The sequence below is a fragment of the Nocardioides salarius genome, from assembly GCF_016907435.1.
Taxonomy (GTDB): Bacteria; Actinomycetota; Actinomycetes; order Propionibacteriales; family Nocardioidaceae; genus Nocardioides; species Nocardioides salarius.
In genome coordinates, this window is record NZ_JAFBBZ010000001.1 from 1097911 (window position 1) to 1115915 (window position 18005).

At 74.7% G+C, this 18005-nt stretch carries 22 protein-coding genes; 8 read left to right on the forward strand and 14 right to left on the reverse strand.

Annotation, left to right across the window (positions count from 1 at the left end; all coding sequences use genetic code 11):
• Positions 1 to 61: 61 nt before the first annotated feature.
• A complete protein-coding gene (locus JOE61_RS05355) occupies positions 62 to 871 on the reverse strand; it encodes a tryptophan 2,3-dioxygenase family protein (RefSeq protein ID WP_193669094.1) in 810 nt (269 codons plus the stop codon).
• Between the two features lie 43 nt (positions 872 to 914).
• Between JOE61_RS05355 and JOE61_RS05360 the strand changes: the two genes are divergently transcribed.
• Together JOE61_RS05360 and JOE61_RS05365 are read left to right on the forward strand one after the other, a co-directional pair.
• Positions 915 to 1409, forward strand: a complete 495-nt coding sequence (locus tag JOE61_RS05360) for a DUF2505 domain-containing protein (protein ID WP_193669093.1) — start codon at positions 915 to 917, stop codon at positions 1407 to 1409.
• Positions 1409 to 1891, forward strand: a complete 483-nt coding sequence (locus JOE61_RS05365) for a DUF2505 domain-containing protein (protein ID WP_193669092.1) — start codon at positions 1409 to 1411, stop codon at positions 1889 to 1891. Before JOE61_RS05360 ends, JOE61_RS05365 begins: the two co-directional genes overlap by 1 nt.
• Here JOE61_RS05365 and JOE61_RS05370 read toward each other — a convergent pair.
• A complete protein-coding gene (locus tag JOE61_RS05370; RefSeq protein ID WP_193669091.1) occupies positions 1876 to 2103 on the reverse strand; it encodes a hypothetical protein in 228 nt (75 codons plus the stop codon). The two genes, JOE61_RS05365 and JOE61_RS05370, sit on opposite strands and share 16 nt — an antisense overlap.
• A gap of 65 nt (positions 2104 to 2168) precedes the next feature.
• Here JOE61_RS05370 and JOE61_RS05375 point away from each other — a divergent pair, with 65 nt between their 5' ends.
• The gene (locus tag JOE61_RS05375; protein WP_193669090.1) at positions 2169 to 3239 is read left to right on the forward strand and encodes an alkene reductase; all 1071 of its coding nucleotides are present in this window, start codon (positions 2169 to 2171) and stop codon (positions 3237 to 3239) included.
• 42 nt (positions 3240 to 3281) lie between these two features.
• Here JOE61_RS05375 and pruA read toward each other — a convergent pair whose 3' ends face one another.
• Genes pruA through JOE61_RS05390 form a run of 3 tightly spaced genes read right to left on the reverse strand, consistent with a single transcriptional unit; the run spans position 3282 to position 6712 of the window.
• Entirely contained in the window at positions 3282 to 4919 is a 1638-nt protein-coding gene (pruA, locus tag JOE61_RS05380) for an L-glutamate gamma-semialdehyde dehydrogenase (protein WP_193669089.1), read from the reverse strand.
• Positions 4920 to 4928: 9 nt separating this feature from the next.
• Positions 4929 to 5270: a DUF6912 family protein gene (locus tag JOE61_RS05385; protein ID WP_193669088.1), complete on the reverse strand. Its 342-nt coding sequence runs from the start codon at positions 5268 to 5270 to the stop codon at positions 4929 to 4931.
• Positions 5267 to 6712, reverse strand: a complete 1446-nt coding sequence (locus JOE61_RS05390) for a WS/DGAT/MGAT family O-acyltransferase (RefSeq protein WP_193669087.1) — start codon at positions 6710 to 6712, stop codon at positions 5267 to 5269. The genes JOE61_RS05385 and JOE61_RS05390 overlap by 4 nt, the downstream gene beginning before the upstream one ends.
• Positions 6713 to 6861: 149 nt before the next feature.
• Here JOE61_RS05390 and JOE61_RS05395 point away from each other — a divergent pair, with 149 nt between their 5' ends.
• Entirely contained in the window at positions 6862 to 7248 is a 387-nt protein-coding gene (locus JOE61_RS05395; protein ID WP_193669086.1) for a hypothetical protein, read from the forward strand.
• A 1-nt stretch (position 7249) separates the two neighbouring features.
• Positions 7250 to 8623 carry a hypothetical protein gene (locus JOE61_RS05400; RefSeq protein ID WP_307822827.1) on the forward strand — a complete coding sequence of 458 codons (1374 nt, stop codon included), beginning with the start codon at positions 7250 to 7252 and terminating at the stop codon, positions 8621 to 8623.
• Here the strand turns inward: JOE61_RS05400 and JOE61_RS05405 are convergent.
• Positions 8586 to 9962, reverse strand: a complete 1377-nt coding sequence (locus JOE61_RS05405; RefSeq protein ID WP_193669085.1) for a CpaE/TadZ family protein — start codon at positions 9960 to 9962, stop codon at positions 8586 to 8588. The two genes, JOE61_RS05400 and JOE61_RS05405, sit on opposite strands and share 38 nt — an antisense overlap.
• On the reverse strand, positions 9959 to 10666 hold the full coding sequence (locus tag JOE61_RS05410) for a CpaB family protein (RefSeq protein ID WP_193669084.1): 708 nt from the start codon (positions 10664 to 10666) through the stop codon (positions 9959 to 9961). Before JOE61_RS05410 ends, JOE61_RS05405 begins: the two co-directional genes overlap by 4 nt.
• A 99-nt stretch (positions 10667 to 10765) precedes the next feature.
• Here JOE61_RS05410 and JOE61_RS05415 point away from each other — a divergent pair, with 99 nt between their 5' ends.
• Positions 10766 to 11002 (forward strand): helix-turn-helix domain-containing protein, encoded by a 237-nt coding sequence (locus tag JOE61_RS05415; protein ID WP_193669083.1) that lies wholly within the window; start codon positions 10766 to 10768, stop codon positions 11000 to 11002.
• A gap of 122 nt (positions 11003 to 11124) precedes the next feature.
• Here JOE61_RS05415 and JOE61_RS05420 read toward each other — a convergent pair whose 3' ends face one another.
• The 3 genes from JOE61_RS05420 to sigE are packed head-to-tail and all read right to left on the reverse strand — an operon-like array spanning position 11125 to position 13529.
• A complete protein-coding gene (locus JOE61_RS05420; RefSeq protein WP_193669082.1) occupies positions 11125 to 12402 on the reverse strand; it encodes a S1C family serine protease in 1278 nt (425 codons plus the stop codon).
• 60 nt (positions 12403 to 12462) lie between these two features.
• Positions 12463 to 12915 (reverse strand): anti-sigma factor family protein, encoded by a 453-nt coding sequence (locus JOE61_RS05425; protein ID WP_193669081.1) that lies wholly within the window; start codon positions 12913 to 12915, stop codon positions 12463 to 12465.
• Entirely contained in the window at positions 12912 to 13529 is a 618-nt protein-coding gene (gene sigE / locus JOE61_RS05430) for an RNA polymerase sigma factor SigE (RefSeq protein WP_193669172.1), read from the reverse strand. Before sigE ends, JOE61_RS05425 begins: the two co-directional genes overlap by 4 nt.
• A 327-nt stretch (positions 13530 to 13856) precedes the next feature.
• Here sigE and JOE61_RS05435 point away from each other — a divergent pair, with 327 nt between their 5' ends.
• On the forward strand, positions 13857 to 14411 hold the full coding sequence (locus JOE61_RS05435) for an O-methyltransferase (protein WP_443678568.1): 555 nt from the start codon (positions 13857 to 13859) through the stop codon (positions 14409 to 14411).
• Positions 14412 to 14428: 17 nt separating this feature from the next.
• Here JOE61_RS05435 and JOE61_RS05440 read toward each other — a convergent pair whose 3' ends face one another.
• Genes JOE61_RS05440 through JOE61_RS05450 form a run of 3 tightly spaced genes read right to left on the reverse strand, consistent with a single transcriptional unit; the run spans position 14429 to position 16559 of the window.
• Positions 14429 to 14773, reverse strand: a complete 345-nt coding sequence (locus JOE61_RS05440) for a hypothetical protein (protein WP_193669080.1) — start codon at positions 14771 to 14773, stop codon at positions 14429 to 14431.
• Positions 14770 to 16371 (reverse strand): leucyl aminopeptidase family protein, encoded by a 1602-nt coding sequence (locus JOE61_RS05445; protein WP_193669079.1) that lies wholly within the window; start codon positions 16369 to 16371, stop codon positions 14770 to 14772. The genes JOE61_RS05440 and JOE61_RS05445 overlap by 4 nt, the downstream gene beginning before the upstream one ends.
• A gap of 20 nt (positions 16372 to 16391) precedes the next feature.
• Positions 16392 to 16559 (reverse strand): DUF3117 domain-containing protein, encoded by a 168-nt coding sequence (locus JOE61_RS05450; protein ID WP_082602897.1) that lies wholly within the window; start codon positions 16557 to 16559, stop codon positions 16392 to 16394.
• Between the two features lie 178 nt (positions 16560 to 16737).
• On the opposite strand from JOE61_RS05450, the gene JOE61_RS05455 reads away from it, so the two are divergent.
• Entirely contained in the window at positions 16738 to 17544 is an 807-nt protein-coding gene (locus tag JOE61_RS05455) for an enoyl-CoA hydratase/isomerase family protein (RefSeq protein WP_193669078.1), read from the forward strand.
• Between the two features lie 28 nt (positions 17545 to 17572).
• Here the strand turns inward: JOE61_RS05455 and JOE61_RS05460 are convergent, their stop codons facing one another.
• Positions 17573 to 17998, reverse strand: coding sequence for a hypothetical protein (locus tag JOE61_RS05460; RefSeq protein ID WP_193669077.1), 426 nt, complete (start codon positions 17996 to 17998; stop codon positions 17573 to 17575).
• Between the last annotated feature and the right edge of the window lie 7 nt (positions 17999 to 18005).

Sequence of the window (18005 nt, forward strand, 5' to 3'; positions counted from 1 at the left end):
ACCACGGCGTGACGCGGACAACACGGGGGGCGGCTCGCGGTGGGCCGTCTTCCGGGTCACCTCACAGCTGTGAGCGCAGCTCCCACAGCAGCGGGTAGTACTGCAGCGGCAGCCGCGAGCGCAGGTACGTCGACCCGCTCGACCCGCCGGTGCCCGACTTGGCCCCGATCATCCGCTCCACCATCACCACGTGGCGCGCCCGCCACGAGGCCGCCAGCTCGTCGTGCTGCAGCAGCGCCTCGGCCAGCGCCCACAGCGCGGCGTGCGAGTCGCGGTCGTGGGCCACGGTGTGCAGCGACCGGGCGACCTGCTCGTCGTCGTCGACCGCGAGGCCGGCGCCGGCGAGGGCGGCCACGAAGGCGTCCCACAGCGTCGGCTCCTCGAGCCGGCGGCGCAGCCGCTGCTGCTCGTCGTCGCTGAGCCCGCGGAAGCGCTCGAGGTAGCCCGGGTCCTTGGCCCCCGAGAGGAACTCCAGCTCGCGGAACTGCACCGACTGGAAGCCGCTCGCCGGGGCCAGGCGCTGGCGGAACTCCAGGAAGTCCTGCGGGGTCATCGTCTCGAGCACGTCGACCTGCTGGACCAGGGTCCGCTCGATGACGTGCACACGGGTGAGCAGGTGCTGGGCCCACCACAGCCGCTCGCGCCCGGCGCCCGCGGGCGACAGCAGGGCGTCGCGGGCGGCGGTCACCTCGTGCAGCAGCTGCTTGAACCACAGCTCGTAGACCTGGTGGATGGTGATGAAGAGGAGCTCGTCGTGGGCCGGCGGGTCGGACTCGAGGTGCTGGCTGTCGAGCAGCTGGGGCAGCCGCAGGTAGGACCCGTAGGTCAGCTGGGCACCCTGCTCGCCGAAGGACACGAACGTCTCACTCATGCCCCGCACCCAATCACGCTCCGGTCCCGGCATGATGTCGGCCATGAAGTTCACCCACGAGCTCACCTACGACGCCTCCCCGGCCGAGGTCTACGCCATGCTCAGCGACCCCGCCTTCCGCGAGGAGGTCTGCCGGGCCCAGCAGGTGGTCTCCGCCGAGGTCACGCTGACCCCGCGCGACGCGGGTGGCTTCCACCTGGTCGTCGACCAGGTCCAGGACACCGCCGGCCTGCCCTCGATCGCGCGCAGGATCACCGGCGACACCACGCAGGCCGTCGTCGAGGAGGACTGGTCGAGCCGCTCGGGCGGCACGGTGTCGGTGACCTCCCCCGGCAGGCCGACCTCGGCCACCGGCACGGTGGTGCTCGAGGCGGTGGGCCCCGGGGCGGCCGGCACCCGCGAGGTGGTCGAGCTCGACGTGAAGGTGAAGGTGCCGCTGGTGGGCGGCAGGCTGGAGGCCCTGATGGCCGACAACATCAAGTCGGGCCTCGAGGTCGAGCAGGGCGTCGGGACCGCGTGGCTGGCGGGGGTGCGCTGATGTCGAAGCAGCTGCGCCAGGACCTGACGTACGGCGCCCCCCTCGCCGCCGTCGCGGCGATGCTGGCCGACCCCGCCTTCCGCGAGGAGGTCTGCGAGCGCCAGCGGGTGCTGCGCCACGACGTGCGCGTCGACTCCACCGGCGAGGGCGTCGAGGTGCGCATCGAGCAGGTGCAGGACGCCGCCGGCATCCCCTCGTTCGCCAAGAAGCTGATCGGCGACGAGATCACGATCGTGCAGGAGGAGCACTGGGCGAGCCCCGAAGCGGGCGACATCACCGTGACCATCCCGGGCAAGCCCGGCGACATGCGCGGCACCGCCACCCTGGCCGAGAGCGGCGGGGTCACCACCGAGACCGTCGACCTGACCGTCAAGGTGTCGATCCCGCTGGTGGGCGGCAAGGTCGAGGGCCTGGTCGCCGACATGCTGCGCAAGGCGCTGCTCGTCGAGAACAAGGTGGGGCGCGACTACCTGTCCCGCTGAGTCGGGACCTGCTCCCCGTCGTCCTGGTCGTCCTGGTCGTTGTGGATGTCCGGGTCGTCCTCGGCGTGGCGCGAGCGCCACCAGACCACCGCGCCCAGCACCACGAAGGGGCCGAAGGCCAGCGCCAGGGTCAGCGCGCGCTCCACGGGGTGCAGCGAACCCAGGTGCAGCACGGCGAGCTGGGCCACCAGCGCGAGGTCGAGGGTCGTCATCACCACGATTGTCCCTCACCCCCGCGGTCGGAATGCCGTGGGGGCGCGAGCGGGTTGGACCAGGCATGCCCTCCCTCTTCGAGCCCCTGACCGCCGGCGCCCTCGCGATGCCCTCGCGCCTGGTGATGGCCCCCCTGACCCGCAACCGGGCCGTCGGCACCGTGCCCGGCGACCTGCACGTCGACTACTACAGCCAGCGAGCCTCCGCGGGCCTGGTGATCACCGAGGGCAGCCAGCCCGTGGCCGAGGGGCAGGGCTACCCGAGCACCCCCGGGTTCCACTCCCCCGAGCAGCTGGCCGGCTGGCGCCGCGTCGCCGACGCCGTCCACGAGCGGGGCGGGCGGATCGTGGCCCAGCTGATGCACGCGGGGCGCATCGCGCACCCCGACAACACCGGCGGCGAGGACGTCGTGGCCCCCTCCGCGCTGGCCGCGCCCGGTGAGATGTTCACCCCGACCGGTCCGCAGCCCCACCCGACCCCGCGGGCCCTGGCGACCGACGAGATCCCCGGCGTGGTCGCCGGCATCGCGCAGGCCGCGCGCAACGCCGTCGAGGCCGGTCTCGACGGCGTCGAGGTGCACGCCGCCAACGGCTACCTGATCCACCAGTTCCTCGCCCCCGGGTCCAACACCCGCACCGACGAGTACGGCGGCTCCCCCGTCGACCGGGCCCGCTTCGCCGTCGAGGTGACCCGGGCCGTGGCCGGGGCCGTCGGCCCCGAGCGGGTCGGCATCCGGATCAGCCCGGCGCACAACATCCAGGGCGCCACCGAGGAGGACGCCGACGACGTGCGCGCGACGTACACGCACCTGGTCGAGCAGCTCGCCCCGCTGGGCCTGGCCTACCTCAGCGTCCTGGCCGACCCGCGGCTCCCGCTGGTGCAGGACCTGCGGGCGGCGTTCGGCGGCGTCGTCATCGCCAACGACGGCTTCGGCGAGGTCACCACCCTGGAGTCGGCCCAGGCGATCCTCGACGAGGACCTGGCCGACGCGGTCGCGGTCGGCCGTCTCTTCATCGCCAACCCCGACCTGCCGCGGCGCTGGGCCGAGGGCGCCGGGCTCAACGAGCCCGACGCCGCGACCTTCTACGGCGGCGGCGCCGAGGGCTACACCGACTACCCCGCGCTCGGGGCGTGAGCGCGACCCGGCTGGTGCGGACCAGCCGGGTCGCGCACGGCCTCAGCCCATGTAGGGGTAGCGGTACTCCTTGGGCGGCACGAACGTCTCCTTGATGGAGCGCGGGCTGGTCCAGCGCAGCAGGTTGACCGCGGCGCCGGCCTTGTCGTTGGTGCCCGAGGCGCGCCCGCCGCCGAAGGGCTGCTGGCCCACCACGGCGCCGGTCGGCTTGTCGTTGATGTAGAAGTTGCCGGCCGCGAAGCGCAGCGCCTGGCGGGCCCAGGCGACCGCGCCGCGGTCCTGGCTGATGATCGCGCCGGTCAGCGCGTACGGTGCGAACGACTCCATCTGGGCCACGACCGACTCGAAGGCGCCGTCCTGGGAGTCGTCGTAGACGTGCACGGCCAGGATCGGGCCGAAGTACTCGGTCGCGAACATCTCGTCGTCGGGCTTCTCGGAGACCACGACGGTGGGGCGCACGAACCAGCCCACCGAGTCGTCGGTCTGGCCGCCGGCGACGACCTCGAGGCCCGGGGTCGACTGCGCCCGCTCGATGGCGGCCACGTGCTTGGCGAAGGCGCGGTCGTCGATGACCGCGCCCATGAAGTTGGACAGGTCGGTGGGGTCGCCCACCTTGATCGCCTCGACCTCGGTCACGAGGTCGTCCTTGATCTGCGCCCACACCGAGGCCGGCACGTAGGCGCGCGAGGCGGCCGAGCACTTCTGGCCCTGGAACTCGAAGGCACCGCGGACCATCGCGGTGCGCAGCACGGCGGGGTCGGCGGAGGGGTGGGCGACGATGAAGTCCTTGCCGCCGGTCTCGCCGACGATGCGCGGGTAGGAGCGGTACTCGGTGATGTTCTCGCCGACGGTGCGCCACAGGTGCTGGAAGGTGGGCGTCGAGCCGGTGAAGTGGATGCCGGCCAGGTCGCGGTGGGCCAGCGCCACCTCGGAGACCTCGAGACCGTCGCCGGGGAGCATGTTGATGACGCCCGGCGGCAGCCCGGCCTCCTCGAGCAGCTCCATGATCAGCGAGGCGGCCAGCTGCTGGGTGGGGCTGGGCTTCCAGAGCACCACGTTGCCCATCAGCGCCGGGGCGGTGGGCAGGTTGCCGGCGATCGCGGTGAAGTTGAAGGGCGTGATCGCGTAGACGAAGCCCTCGAGCGGGCGGTGGTCGGTGCGGTTCCACACGCCGGGGCTGTTGGCGATCGGCTGGTCGGTGAGGATCTGCTTGGCGTAGTGGACGTTGAAGCGCCAGAAGTCGATGAGCTCGCAGGCCGAGTCGATCTCGGCCTGGAAGGCGGTCTTCGACTGGCCCAGCACGGTCGCGGCGTTGAGCCGCTGGCGCCAGGGGCCGGCCAGCAGGTCGGCGGCCTTGAGGATGATCGCGCAGCGGTCGTCGAAGGGCAGGTCGCGCCAGGCGGGCGCCGCCGCGAGGGCCGCGTCGATCGCGTCCTGGGCGTCGGCCCGGGTGGAGTTGTGGGCGGTGCCCAGCACGTGCTGGTGGTCGTGGGGCTGCACGACCTCGATCGGCGCCCCGCCACCGTGGCGCCACTGGCCACCGATGTAGGCGGGGAGCTCGCGGGGCTCCTTCTCGAGCACCGCGATCTGGTCGAGCAACGCCTCCCGCTCCGCGGAGCCGGGGGCGTAGTGGAGGTTGGGCTCGTTGACCGGAGCCGGCGGGAAGGAGATCGCGTCCATGACCCGACCCTAGGCGCCGTCGGCCCCCTGGACCAGTTGGCCGATCTCCTGGGTGGCGAACCACGCGAGGTCGTCGTCGGGATCGGCGCCGGCCTCGGTGTCGACGTGCACCGCGACCACCTCGCGCACCGTCACCGGGTCGCCGGGCCGCCCGACCTCGGCCACCACGACCACCCGGCGCCCGCCCGTGCCGACGAGCTCGGCGGAGGCCTCGGCGGCGGTGAGCAGCGCGGCGTACTCGCTGTCCTCGCTGTCGTCGTCGGCCTCGACCGCGGTGGTGGTGGCGAGCTCCTCGCCGGCGTGCAGGCGGGCGAGCACCTCGAGGCTCGACGGCAGGTAGAGGCGCGTCACGAGCGGTCCGCGCCCTTCTTGCGGCGTCCCCGGGGCGCGCGCGGGCGCGCGCCGGAGACGGTGTCGAGCAGCTCGTCGAGCGACTCGGACAGGCACTGGCCCAGCACGTCGGCGTCGGGCACCTTGTCGCGGTCGGCGGTGATGCCGTAGGAGACCTGGCCGTCGTACGACGTCACGCCGATCGCCAGCAGGTGCCCGGGCAGCAGCGGGGGCACCGGGTAGGTGGCCACCATCCGCGCACCCGCGGCGTAGAGCGGCGACTGCGGGCCCGGCACGTTGGTGACGATCAGCTGGTCGCTGCGCCCGGCCTCCCAGGCCGCGACCCGGGAGCCGATGGCGTGGAAGGTGCTGGGCGCGAAGCCGGCGATGCCCGCGAGGCGGTTGGCGGCCACGCCGCGACCGGTCTCCTGGTGGCTCTGGAAGGAGTAGGAGACCTGGTGCAGGCGCACCACCGGGCTGGCCTCGCCGACCGGCAGGTCGACCACGTGGGCGGCGATCTGGCTGCCCAGCGAGGTCGCCTCGAGCTCGCTGTCGATCACCGAGACCGGTACCACCGCGCGGATGCGCCGCAGCCCGGCCATCGACTCCGAGCGGTTCATCAGCCAGGCCCGCAGGGCGCCCGAGATGGTGGCCAGCACGACGTCGTTGACGGTGCCGCCGTGGCCGTCGCGGATGCGCTGGTGGTCGGCGAGGGCGGTGTGCACCGACACGACCCGGCGCTGCTGGGAGTGCCGCCCGCTGACCGGCGTCTCGCGCTCGGCGCCGCGACCGGTCAGGGCGCCCAGCACGCGGCCGGCCCGCTCGCCGCTCGTCTCGGCGGTGCGGGCCACCGAGGCCGAGACGCTGCGCAGCGTCTGGCCCAGCACGTCGGGGCGGGTGAGGTTGTCGCGCACCGCGCCGACGACCAGGCTCGGCGCGGAGGGGCGCTTCCAGGCGTCCCAGTCGTCGCCGCCGAGCAGCTTGGGCTCGGGCGAGGTGTCGAGCAGCACCTGGGCCAGGTCGACGGTCTGCACCCCGTCGACCAGCGCCTGGTGGGCCTTGTAGAGCAGCGCGACCCGGCCGTCGGCCAGACCTTCGACGACGTAGACCTCCCACAGCGGCTTGGACCGGTCGAGAGGGCGGGAGACGATGCGGGCCACCAGCTCGCGCAGCTGCTCGGGGGTGCCCGGGCGCGGCAGCGCCGAGCGGCGCACGTGGTAGCCGAGGTCGAAGTCGGGGTCGTCGATCCACACCGGGTTGGCCAGCCGCCCCGGGACCGCCTGCAGGCGCTGGCGGTAGCGGGGGACGAAGCTGATGCGGTCCTCGATGAGCTCGAGGAGCCGTTCGTGGTCGAAGCCGGACTCGCCGGGCTCGAAGACCTCGACGGTGGCGTTGTGCCGCGGCGTCGACGCCGTCTCCTCGGCCAGGAAGGCCAGGTCGCGCGCCTGCACCCGGGTGGTCATCTCGCGGGGCCCCTCTCACCGTCGGCCTTGTCCTGCATGGGATTCTGTCAGAGTCGTCCCCCCGCGGCCGACCGGCCATGCCGCGCCCCAGCCAGCACCACGCCCGCACCCAGGCAGCACCACGACAGCACCGCGACAGGAAGAGCCTCATGCACCGCGCCCCGACCCGTCCCTCGTCCCGCGGCCTGGCCGCCCTGGCCGCGCTCGCGCTGCCGCTGGTCCTGGGCGGGTGCGGCTCCGACGAGCCCGAGACCGGCTCGCCCGCCTCCGAGGAGCCGACGGCGATCGAGATCACGGTCGAGGACGGCACGATCACGCCCAAGGGCGACCGGATCGAGGTCGGCGTGGGCGAGGAGGTCACCTTCACCGTCACCTCCGACGCCGCCGGCCAGGTGCACGTGCACTCCACCCCGGAGACCTCCTTCTCCTACGAGGAGGGCACCACCGAGGAGACCCTCACCTTCGAGCGTCCCGGCGTGGTCGAGGTCGAGGCGCACGACCCCGACCAGCTGATCGTCCAGCTCGAAGTCTCCTGACGTGGGCCGCCGGCTGGACGACGCCGCCCGCACGATCGAGGCCCACGGCATCGGCGGGGCCAAGGACCTGCCGATCTCGCCCGAGCTGGCGATCGCCGGTGCGGTCGCGGCCCTGACGATCTCGTTCACCGTGCTGGCGCTGGCCTGGCGCACGCCTCGCTACGCCTCGTCGGCGCGCGGGCCCCGCGGCGGCCACCCGCTGCCCGACGGCCTGCAGCGCGTCGTCGACTCCGCCGCCTGGCGCGGCGGGCTGCGCGTGGTCGGCCTGCTGTTCTTCGGCTGGGCCGCGCTGGCCGCCGTCGCCGGCCAGGACCTGCTGACCAACCCGTTCTTCGGGATGTTCTACGTGTGGTGGTGGGTGGGCCTGGTGCCCGCCTCGCTGCTGCTGGGCCCGGTCTGGAAGGCCGTCAGCCCGGTGCGCACCTTCCACCTGCTCCTCGCGAAGGTCTCCGGCTCCCAGCCCGGCAGCGGGGTCCTGGTCTACCCGGCGCGGCTGGGCTACTGGCCCGCGGCGCTGGGCCTGTTCGCCTTCGTCTGGCTCGAGCTCGTCTACCCCTACTCCACCGAGCTCGGCCCGGTGCGGCTGTGGGCGTCGGTGTACGTCGCGGTGATGCTGCTGGGCGGTGCGCTCTTCGGCGACACCTGGTTCGAGCGGGCCGACCCCTTCGAGGTCTACTCCTCGCTGGTGGCCAAGCTGTCGGTGTGGGGCAAGGCCGGCGGCCGGGTCGTGGTCCGCTCCCCGCTGGCCAACCTGGCCACCACCGAGGCGCGTCCCGGGCTGGTCGCGGTGGTGGCGGTCCTCTTCGGCAGCACCGGCTTCGACTCCTTCCGCGAGTCACCCACCTGGGTGCGCTTCCTGCTCGGCACCGACGCGATCGCGAGCCGCGACTGGGCGGCCACGCTCGCCGACAACATCGCCCTGGTCGTCTTCTGCGGCGGCGTCGGGCTGCTCTTCGCCCTGGGCACGATGCTCACCGGCGTCGGGCACGGCCAGCGCCGGCTGCTCCTGCCGGGCCAGTTCGCGCACACGATGATCCCGATCATCGTGGGCTACATCGCCGCGCACTACCTGTCGTACTGGCTCGAGGTCGGCCAGGACACCCTGATCAAGGCCAGCGACCCGCTCTCCACCGGCGCCGACTACCTGGGCACCGGCGACTGGAGCGTCAACTACTGGCTCTCCTACCACCCGACGCTGCTGGCCAACCTCAAGGTGCTCGGCGTCGTGCTGGGCCACGTGGTCGCCGTGGTGGCCGCGCACGACCGGGCGATCGCGCTGCTGCCCAAGCGGCACCAGCTGACCGGTCAGCTGCCGCTGCTGCTGCTGATGGTCTTCTTCACCGCCGGCGGGCTCTTCCTGCTCTTCGCCGCCTGACGGCCGCGGCGGCCGGGGCGGCGGTCCCCACGAGGGCGTCGGCCAGCTCGGCGACCGCCCGGGTCAGCGGCGACTCGCCGGCCTCGAGCAGGGTGCGACCCGCCACCAGGGCCCGGTCGACCCCGGCGCGGTCCTCGGGCAGGAAGTGCAGCGACGCGGGGGCCGCGAACCCGCCGATCATCGAGCCCACCTCCTCGCGGGTCCAGCCCAGCGTGGGACGCATCTGGTTGACCACCACCCGCACCGGGGTGCCCGGCCACCGCTCCCCCAGCTCGACCAGGCCCCGGGCCAGGCGCGAGAGCCCGACGGGGTCGGCGGTGCCGACCGCCACCACCTCGTCGGCCACGTCGAGCGCGCCGAGGGTCAGCGCGTGGCGTGCCGGCCGCCCGCCCAGGTCGGCGGACGGGTCGTCCTCGAGCGAGGCACCGGTGTCGACGACCACGTGGCCCTGGGCGCGGGCCAGCTCGAGCAGGTGCTCCAGCGAGCCGGGCCGCACCTCGCTCCACCGGTCGGCGCGCGGGAGCCCCGTCACCACGCGCAGGTGGGGGCCCAGCGAGCGCTGCACCGACGCGAGCCGCTCCTCCAGCACCCCAGCCGTCGCCAGCCGGGCCGCGGCCAGGAGCCCCGAGACCTCGTCGAGCACCCCGAGCTGCTGGGCGATGCTCCCGGCCTGGGGGTCGGCGTCGACGAGCAGGGTCGGGAGCCGGCGCCCGGCCAGCTCGGAGGCCAGGGCCACCGCGAGGGTGCTGCGCCCCGGGGCGCCGGCCGGTCCCCACACCGCCAGCACCCGGCCGGTCCCCTGCTCGGGAGCGACCTCGTCGGGCGCCGCGACCGCCGGCACCGCGTCCGTGGGGCGCGCCGGCGGGGTGGCCGGGGCGTCGGGGGCTCCGGGGGCTCCGGGGGCTCCGTCGTACGCCGGCCGGGTCGGTTCGGGGACCACCTCCGGTGCGGTGACGGCGTCGGCGACGGTGTCGACCCGCCCCTCGGGCACCAGGGTGCGGATGCCGATCCGCGAGGCGCGCAGCCGGGCGGTGCCGGGATCGACCGTGGTCGGCACCACCGCCACCGGACGCACCCGGTGGCGGCGCAGCAGGTCGACCGCCGCCGAGTCGAGCCCGTGCGCGTCGAGGCCGAGCACCGCGGCGTCGGCCTGCCCGGCCGACGCGGCGGCCAGCAGGTCGTCGACGTCGACGCAGCGCTTGAGCAGCACCACGCCGGGCCGCCCGGTGAGCGCCCCCACGGCCGTGGACTCCCAGGCCGCGCCGGCCGCGGCCACGATCACCACGACCGGCTCCCCCGGCCCGCGCAACGACGTGCCGGCGGGGCCGGGACCGCTCACCGGGCCCTCGAGACCAGCACGGTGGGCTCGCCCAGGCGGCCCAGCAGCGCGACGTAGGCGTCGGCGTCGTCCTCGGGCACCGCGACCACGACCCGGCGCTGGCCCGAGGAGCCGAAGCCGCCGTCGGGGGTGCTGGCGTCGACGACGGTGACGTCGGCGAGCACCGGGCCGGGGTCGAGCTCGATGCGGCGCCCGTCGGCGTCGCGACCGGGGGCCAGCAGGTAGACGTCGACGGTCATGCCGGCGCCCAGGTCGGGCAGCCGCTCGGGGTCCACCGACAACGGCAGCTCCACGCGTCCGGAGTCCTGCGCGGAGCCCAGCGCCGCCGCGGGGACCAGCTCGCCGGCCGCCACCGGGCGCACCAGGGTCGCGTCGGCGGGCAGCTCGTCGTCGGCCCCCAGGTAGCCGGCCACCGCCCGGGCGTCGTCGAAGCGCACCCGCTGGGCGACCAGGTCGTCGGGCTCCAGCCGCTGGCCGACGCCGAGGTCGCTGCTGGCCGACCAGACGGTGACCATGTCGTCGGCCGCGGCCAGCAGACGCGCCCCGAGCACCACCGAGCCCGCGACCAGCGCCACCCCCACCCACAGCCGCGGGTCGCGCCAGCCCGGACGTCGGCTGCGCACGGCGGTGGACACACCGCTCGGGGAGGGACTGGGCGCGGGGCGGGACCCGGGGCCGGGCGCGGCCTGCTGGTCGATGGTCACGGCGGGCATCATGCCCACTCCGAGCCGCTCTCTCACCTGCTTCTCCACAGGCCGGGGTGGCCTGCGCCGTCGCCGGCCGCCAGGTGCGAGCATGGCCCCATGCCCGGTACGCCCCGCTTCCTGACCCTGGCCGACGTCGCGGAGGTCCTCAACACCTCCAGCGCGCAGGTCTACGCGCTGGTGCGCCGCGGCGACCTGCCGGCGATCAAGATCGGTGGGCGCGGGCAGTGGCGGGTCGAGGCCGCGCAGCTCGAGGAGTTCATCGCGCGGATGTACGCCGAGACGCGCACCTTCGTCGACGAGCACCCCTACGTCGAGGCCGAGCGGCCCGAGTAGCCAGCCCTGCGACGGAGAGTTTCATCGGCCGGCCGATGAACCTGGCGGGTGGACGATGAAGCTTCATCGTCCACCCGAGAGCTTTGACGGCCGGCCGATGAAACTCTCGGCCGGAGCCAGCCTCAGCCCACCTCGGGGCGCAGGGTGATCGAGACCGTCTCCCGCGAGCCCCGGCGCAGCACGGTGAACTCGATGGTCTCGCCGGGCTGGTGCGAGCGGATCGAGACGATGAGGGCGATGCCGTCGGTGACCCGGTCGCCCTCGACCTCCACGACCAGGTCGCCCTCCTGCAGGCCGGCCTCCTCGGCGGCGCTGCCGGTCACGACCTCCTCGATGCGGGCGCCGCGGCCGTCCTCGCGCCCGGTCTGCACCTGGGCGCCGATCACCGGGTAGCGGGCCTCGCCGGTCTTGAGGATCTGGTCGGCGGTGACCTTGACCTGCTCGATCGGGATCGCGAAGCCGACCCCGATGTTGCCGGAGCTGCCGCCCCCGAAGCCGCCGCCGCCGGTGGTGGCGATGGCGGAGTTCACGCCCACCACCTGGCCGAGCAGGTTGACCAGCGGGCCGCCGGAGTTGCCGGGGTTGATCGCGGCGTCGGTCTGCACCGCGTTGATGTAGGACGACTCGTTGGCGGAGTCGCCGGTGGTCACGGGCCGCTGCAGCGCGCTGACGATGCCCGAGGTGACCGTCGAGCTCAGCCCGAGCGGCGAGCCGATCGCCACCACCGTCTCGCCGACCCGCAGGGCGGCGGAGGCGCCGAGCGAGGCCGGCTCGGTGCCCTCCAGGTCGGGCACCTCGAGGACGGCGAGGTCGTAGACGGGGCTGCGGCCCACGACGGTCGCGGCGTAGCGCCCGCCCTCCTGGTCGACGACCTGGATGCGGCCGTCGTCGGCGGCCTCGGCCACGACGTGGTTGTTGGTGATGACGTGGCCCTGGCGGTCGAGCACGAACCCCGAGCCGGTGGCGCCCTGGGCGTCGCCGCCGAACTCGGCGACGATCTGCACCGTGGCCGGCAGCAGCGTCTCGGCGACCGCGGCCACGGTGCCGTCCTCAGGGCGCAGCGGGGCCGAGGTGACGGTGTCGACGCCGGCCAGGCCGTCACGGACGGGGCCGAGCCCCTCACGCTCGATCGCGCCGACCAGGGCGCCACCCACGGCGCCGCCGAACAGGCCGACCACCAGCGCCACCACGGTCACGACCGGCCACACCCAGCCGCTGACCCGGGCCCGCGGGGCAGGCCGCGGCGGCTGGCCGAAGCCGGCGTACGCCGCGCCCGCCCACGGCCCCGACGGCGGCGCGGCCGGCGGGTGCGGGGGCAGCCAGGCGCCCTGCTGCGGCTGCTCGGGCGGTGGCGGCGGGGCAGGCTGCTGCAGTGGCGCGGTCTGCTCCTCGTCGTTCACCGCCCCATCATCCCCCGCGAGCCCTGAGCAGGAGCCCACCCGGGCGGTGGATGCCCTGGATCAGGGACCGGCGACCCCGCGGGCCGGCACCACGCCGGGCCCGTAGCTGGGCACCGTCACCGACGTGACCGGCACCTGGCGGTCGGCCGTGGGGGCGTCGGCGGGCGCCGCCCCCAGGGAGAGCAGCCCGAGGACGGCGACGCCGGCGGCGCCGCCCACCGTGGCCGCGACCGTGCCCGCGCGGCGTACGGGCGAGGCAGGCTGCTCGGCGAGCAGCAGGTAGCCCTCGCCCTGGGTGAGCCCCGCCTTGAGCGCGCCCTTGAGGTGGTCGGGCGCCCCCGCCGTCGGCGCCGCACCCAGGCCCCCGAGGCGGGTCTTGACGGCCCCGAGCCGCTCGACCAGGTCACGGCACTGGTGGCAGCCGTGCACGTGCTCCCACAGGCGGTCGGCCTCGTCGGCGCCGACCCGTCCGTCGAGCAGGGCGCTGGCGCGGGTGCCGAGGTGACCGATCACCGCGCTCGCCCCAGCGTGCTGGCGTCGGGGGCCGGGCGTGGGCCGGCGAAGCGCAGCCGGCCGTCGACGGGGGCGCGGTGGGCCAGGGCGCTGCGCAGCATCGCCCGGCCCCGGTGGATGCGGCTGCGCACGGTGCCGAGCTTGGCGTCGAGGATCTGGGCGATCTCCTCGTAGCTGAGCCCCTCGACGTCACAGAGCACCACGGCGGCGCGGAAGTCGGGGGGCAGCGTGGCGAGGGCCCGCTCGACGTCGTCGTCGAAGCGCTGGTCGGCATAGGCCGCCTCGGGTGCCGGCGAGCTGCTAGCCAGCCGCGCGGCCCGCTCGTCGGAGAGCGCGTCGAAGCGGATCCGCTGCTTGCGGCGGGCCTGGTCGAGGAACAGGTTGGTGGTGATGCGGTGCAGCCAGCCCTCGAAGGTGCCCGGGGAGTAGGTGTGCAGCGACCGGAAGACCCGCACGAAGACCTCCTGGGTCAGGTCCTCGGCGTCGTGCCGGTCGCCGGTGAGGCGGTAGGCGAGCCGGTAGACCCGGTCGGAGTGGTCCTCGACGACCTGCTCCCACGTGGGCAGGTCGGCCGGGGCCAGCTCGGGCTGCTGGGGGTGCTCGGGACCGGTCATCACGCTCTCCTGCTGGCGCCGCCTGGTGCGCACGTCGTCGTCACCCTCCACGCTAGGGCCCCTTGCTGAGGGGAGCCTGTGAACCTCTCGCCCTCTCCAACGCTCCGCTGCCGCGACGGGTTCCCGGGTCGGGGCCCGGGTTGCCGGGCAGCGGGCCCTCACCGCGATAGGTTGGGCGCACCGTGCGGGCGAGCGCCCGCGCGTCGTGTCTGCAGGAGGCCCGTCATCACCACGCCGATCACCCCCGCCAGCTGGTCCCACGCGGAGGCGTTCGTCCCCGAGGACGACGTCCTGGCCGCGGCCCGTGCGCGCGCCGAGGAGGTCGGCGTGACGCCGATCAGCCCCGGCGGCGGCGCCTCGCTGCGCTTCCTGGCCTCGGTGCTCGAGGCACGCGCCGTGGTCGAGATCGGCACCGGCACCGGCGTCTCGGGCCTCTGGCTGCTGCGCGGCATGCGCGGCGACGGCGTGCTGACCACCGTCGACATCGAGGCCGAGCACCAGCGCCTGGCCCGCCAGTCCTTCACCGAGGCCGGCGTGGCCTCGCAGCGCGCCCGCACCATCTCGGGCTCCGCGCTCGACGTGCTGCCGCGCCTGACCGACGGCCACTACGACCTGGTCTTCTGCGACGGCGACAAGCGCGAGTACTCCGCCTACCTCGCCGAGGCGCTGCGCCTGCTGCGTCCCGGCGGCGTGGTGGCCTTCGACAACGCCCTGTGGCACGACCGGGTCGCCGACCCCGCGCAGCGCGACGAGGAGACCGTGGCGATCCGCGAGCTCGGGCGCACCGTGGCCGCCCACGACGGCCTGCTCTCGGTGCTGCTGCCCGTCGGCGACGGCCTGCTGTGCGCCAAGAAGGTGTGGAGCCCCGACGACGAGGACTGAGCCCCTCGGGGCCCGGGTCAGCCCTCGTCGCGCGCGACGGGGGTGAACCCGTCCCAGCCCTCGGCGACGGCCACGACGTCGCAGGGCTCGATCAGCACCGGCGCGCTGCCGATGATCACCGAGCCGGGCGCCTCGGCGGCGCCGGCGGCGAAGGTCTCCTGGAAGGCCGCGCGCGCCTCGTCGGTGGCGAAGACGTAGCAGCCCTCGAACCACTCCCCCGCGCGCATCCGCCAGGTCTTGAACCGCAGGTCGGACATGCCGGTGAACTTGGCGTGCGAGGTGCCCTCGACGTACGTCGCCAGCTCGGCCTCGACGCCCTGGGGCGCGTCGGCCAGCGACCAGCGCACGGTCAGGCCCTTCACGAGCCGACCCCGGCCAGCGGGTCCTCGGAGCCCAGCCAGCTCAGCAGCGCGCGGGCGCCGAAGCCGGTCGGGCCGGCGCTCCACTCGTGCACGTCGACCGGCGAGTCGCCCACCGAGGCCACGTCGAGGTGCGCCCAGGGCACGTCGCCGGTGAAGTGGCGCAGGAAGAGGGCCGCGGTGATGGCGCCCGGGCCACCACCAGCGTTGTCGGCGTCGGCGACCTCGGAGGCGATGCGCTCCTCGTAGACGTCGGCCAGCGGCATCCGCCACAGCGTCTCGCCCGACGCCTCGCCGGCGGCGGCGATGTGGCCGGCCAGCGCCTCGTCGTCGGCGAAGAAGCCACCGGTGCGCAGCCCCAGCGCGACCTTCATCGCCCCGGTGAGGGTGGCGACGTCGACGATCACGGCCGGCGCGAGCTCGGCGACGCCGTACGCCAGCGCGTCGGCCATCACCAGTCGGCCCTCGGCGTCGGTGTTGGTGACCTCGGAGGTGCGCCCGCCGTAGTGGCGCACCACGTCGCCGGGGCGCATCGCGCTGCCGGAGACGGCGTTCTCGGCCGCGGCGACCAGGCCCACGACGCGCACCGGGCAGCCGACCTCGCGCAGCGCGGCCATGGTGGCGATGACCACCGCGCCGCCGGTCATGTCGCGCTTCATGGTGGCCATGCCCTCGGCGGGCTTGATCGACAGGCCGCCGGTGTCGAAGGTGATGCCCTTGCCGACCAGCACCACCGTCGGGGTCTTCTTGGTGGCACGCGGCGGGGTGTAGTCGAGGCGGATCAGGCGCGGCGGGCTGGCCGAGGCCTGCCCGACGCCCAGGATGCCGCCACAGCCCTCGGCCTCGAGCCGCTGCTCGTCCCACACCTCGACCTCGAGGCCGGAGCGGGCGGCGACCTCGACGGCCTGCGCGGCCAGCCAGGCGGGGTTCTTCAGGTTCGAGGGCACGGTGGCCAGCAGCCGCGACTGCCAGCCGGCGCCGGCCACGGCCAGCGCCCGCGCCAGGACGGCGCGGTTCTCCTCGGCGTCCTCGACGTCGCTGAGCACCACGCGGCGCACGGGACGCTGGTCGGGCTCCTGGCCCGACCAGCGGAAGCCGAAGGAGCCGAGCACCAGCCCGACGACGAAGGCCTCCAGGCCCGCGGCCAGCCCCTCGGGCCCGGCCACGGCCGGCACCGAGGTCGCCACCGCCTCGCGGTTGCGCACCGCCCGGGCCAGCGCGGCACCGGCGCGACGCAGGTCGACCGGGCGCTGCTGGCCTACCCCGACGAGCAGCACCCAGCGCAGGTCGGCGTTGTCGGGCCCGCCCAGCGGCACCGGCACCCGGGTGACCTCGCCGGCCGCGCCGGTGGCCTCCTCGAGCTCCAGGATCGCGAGCAGGTCGAGCCCGAGCTGCTCGCACAGCTCGGCGGCCCCGGGCCCGAGCACCGGTCCGGTGCCGGGCTCGGCGTCGTCGGTGGCGTCGCCCGCCGGCAGCACGGGGACAGCCACGACGTCGACGCCCAGGACGGCGTACGGGCCGAGGTCGCTGAGCGCGACCTCGGGCGGGGCGACCTGCGTCGGGAGCTGGGGCGGGAGCTGGGCGGCGGTGGTCTCAGGCATCGAGGACGAGGGCTGCCGGCTCAGCCGACGACGCCCTTGAGGGCGTCTCCGAGAGCGGTGGCCTCGTCGGCGTTGAGCTCCACGACGAGGCGGCCTCCACCTTCGAGCGGCACGCGCATCACGATGCCGCGCCCTTCCTTGGTGACCTCCAGCGGACCGTCGCCCGTCCGCGGCTTCATCGCCGCCATCCGGCACCTCTTCCCATTCGTGCGTGCAGGGGTGCGCACCCGAGGACCCGGGTCGCGCTTCGGCGCCTAGTATCCCCCATCCCCCTGGTGATCGGCACCACAGGGTTGCCGTGCGGGATCCCGCGGGCCCGGCGCGGGGTGCGTGCCGGGCGGTCGCGGCGTCGGGCAGACTCGGGCCATGACCTCCCAGAGCGCCCCCACGACCGTGCTGCTCGACGTCGCCGCCGGCGTCGCGACGATCACCCTGAACCGCCCCGAGGCCATGAACAGCCTCGACAACGCGACCAAGGTGCAGCTGCTGGGTGCGCTGCGCGAGGTGGCCGACGACAGCGCCGTGCGCTGCGTGGTGATCACCGGGTCGGGTCGCGCCTTCTGCACCGGCCAGGACCTCAAGGAGCACATCTCGCTGCTCGAGAGCGGCGGCAGCGACGCCCTCTTCACCACCGTCGACGAGCACTACAACCCGATCGTCACCGCCATCGCCGAGATGGACAAGCCCGTCGTCGCGGCCGTCAACGGGGTCGCCGCGGGCGCCGGGGCCAGCATCGCGATGGCCTGCGACCTGCGCGTGGTCGCCGAGGGGGCCGGCTTCAACCTGGCCTTCGCGGGCGTCGCGCTGTCGTGCGACACCGGCGCCTCGATCCACCTGCCCCAGCTGGTCGGGCGGGCCAAGGCGATGGAGCTGCTCTACTTCCCGCGCACGGTGCCGGCCCAGGAGGCCCTCGAGCTCGGCCTGGCGACCGCGGTGGTCCCGGTCGAGGACTTCGAGACCGAGATCGACGCGCTGGCGGCCCGCCTGGCCGCCGGACCCACCGTGGCCTTCGGGGCGATGCGCCGCTCGGTGGCCTTCGCCGCCCACCACGGCTTCGCCGAGACGCTGGCCTTCGAGAGCGAGCAGATGACCCGCACCGGCTCGACGCACGACCACCGTGCCGCCGTCGAGGCGTTCGTGGCCAAGCAGCGCCCGCAGTACGAGGGCCGCTGAACCGGCCGCTGAACCGGCCGGGACCGGCCTAGACCACGGCCGACCAGTAGGCCCAGGTGAAGACGGCCACGCCGACGACCATGCCACCGTGGGCGAGCACCGAGAGCCCCGGCCCGGTCGACCAGGTGTCCTCGGTGCCGGCCTGCGCGTGCTTGCCCTTCGAGGGCAGCCAGCGGGCCAGGATCAGCAGGCCGACCAGCGCCACGACCCACCACAGGCCCAGCGCGACGACGCCGAGCAGCGAGCCGCCCAGGGCGGTGTCGGCGGGCGCGACGAGGAAGACCAGCCAGAGCACCAGCGCCAGGGCGCCGGCGCCGGTGTGCACCGTGAGCCAGCGGCGACCCACGTCGATGCGCCGCGCGGCGCCGTCCGCTCGGCCGAGGCGGACACGGGTGAGCACGACCACCACCGCCGCGAGGGCGGTGAGCACGTAGACGACGACCTGGGAGGACACCCGCGTG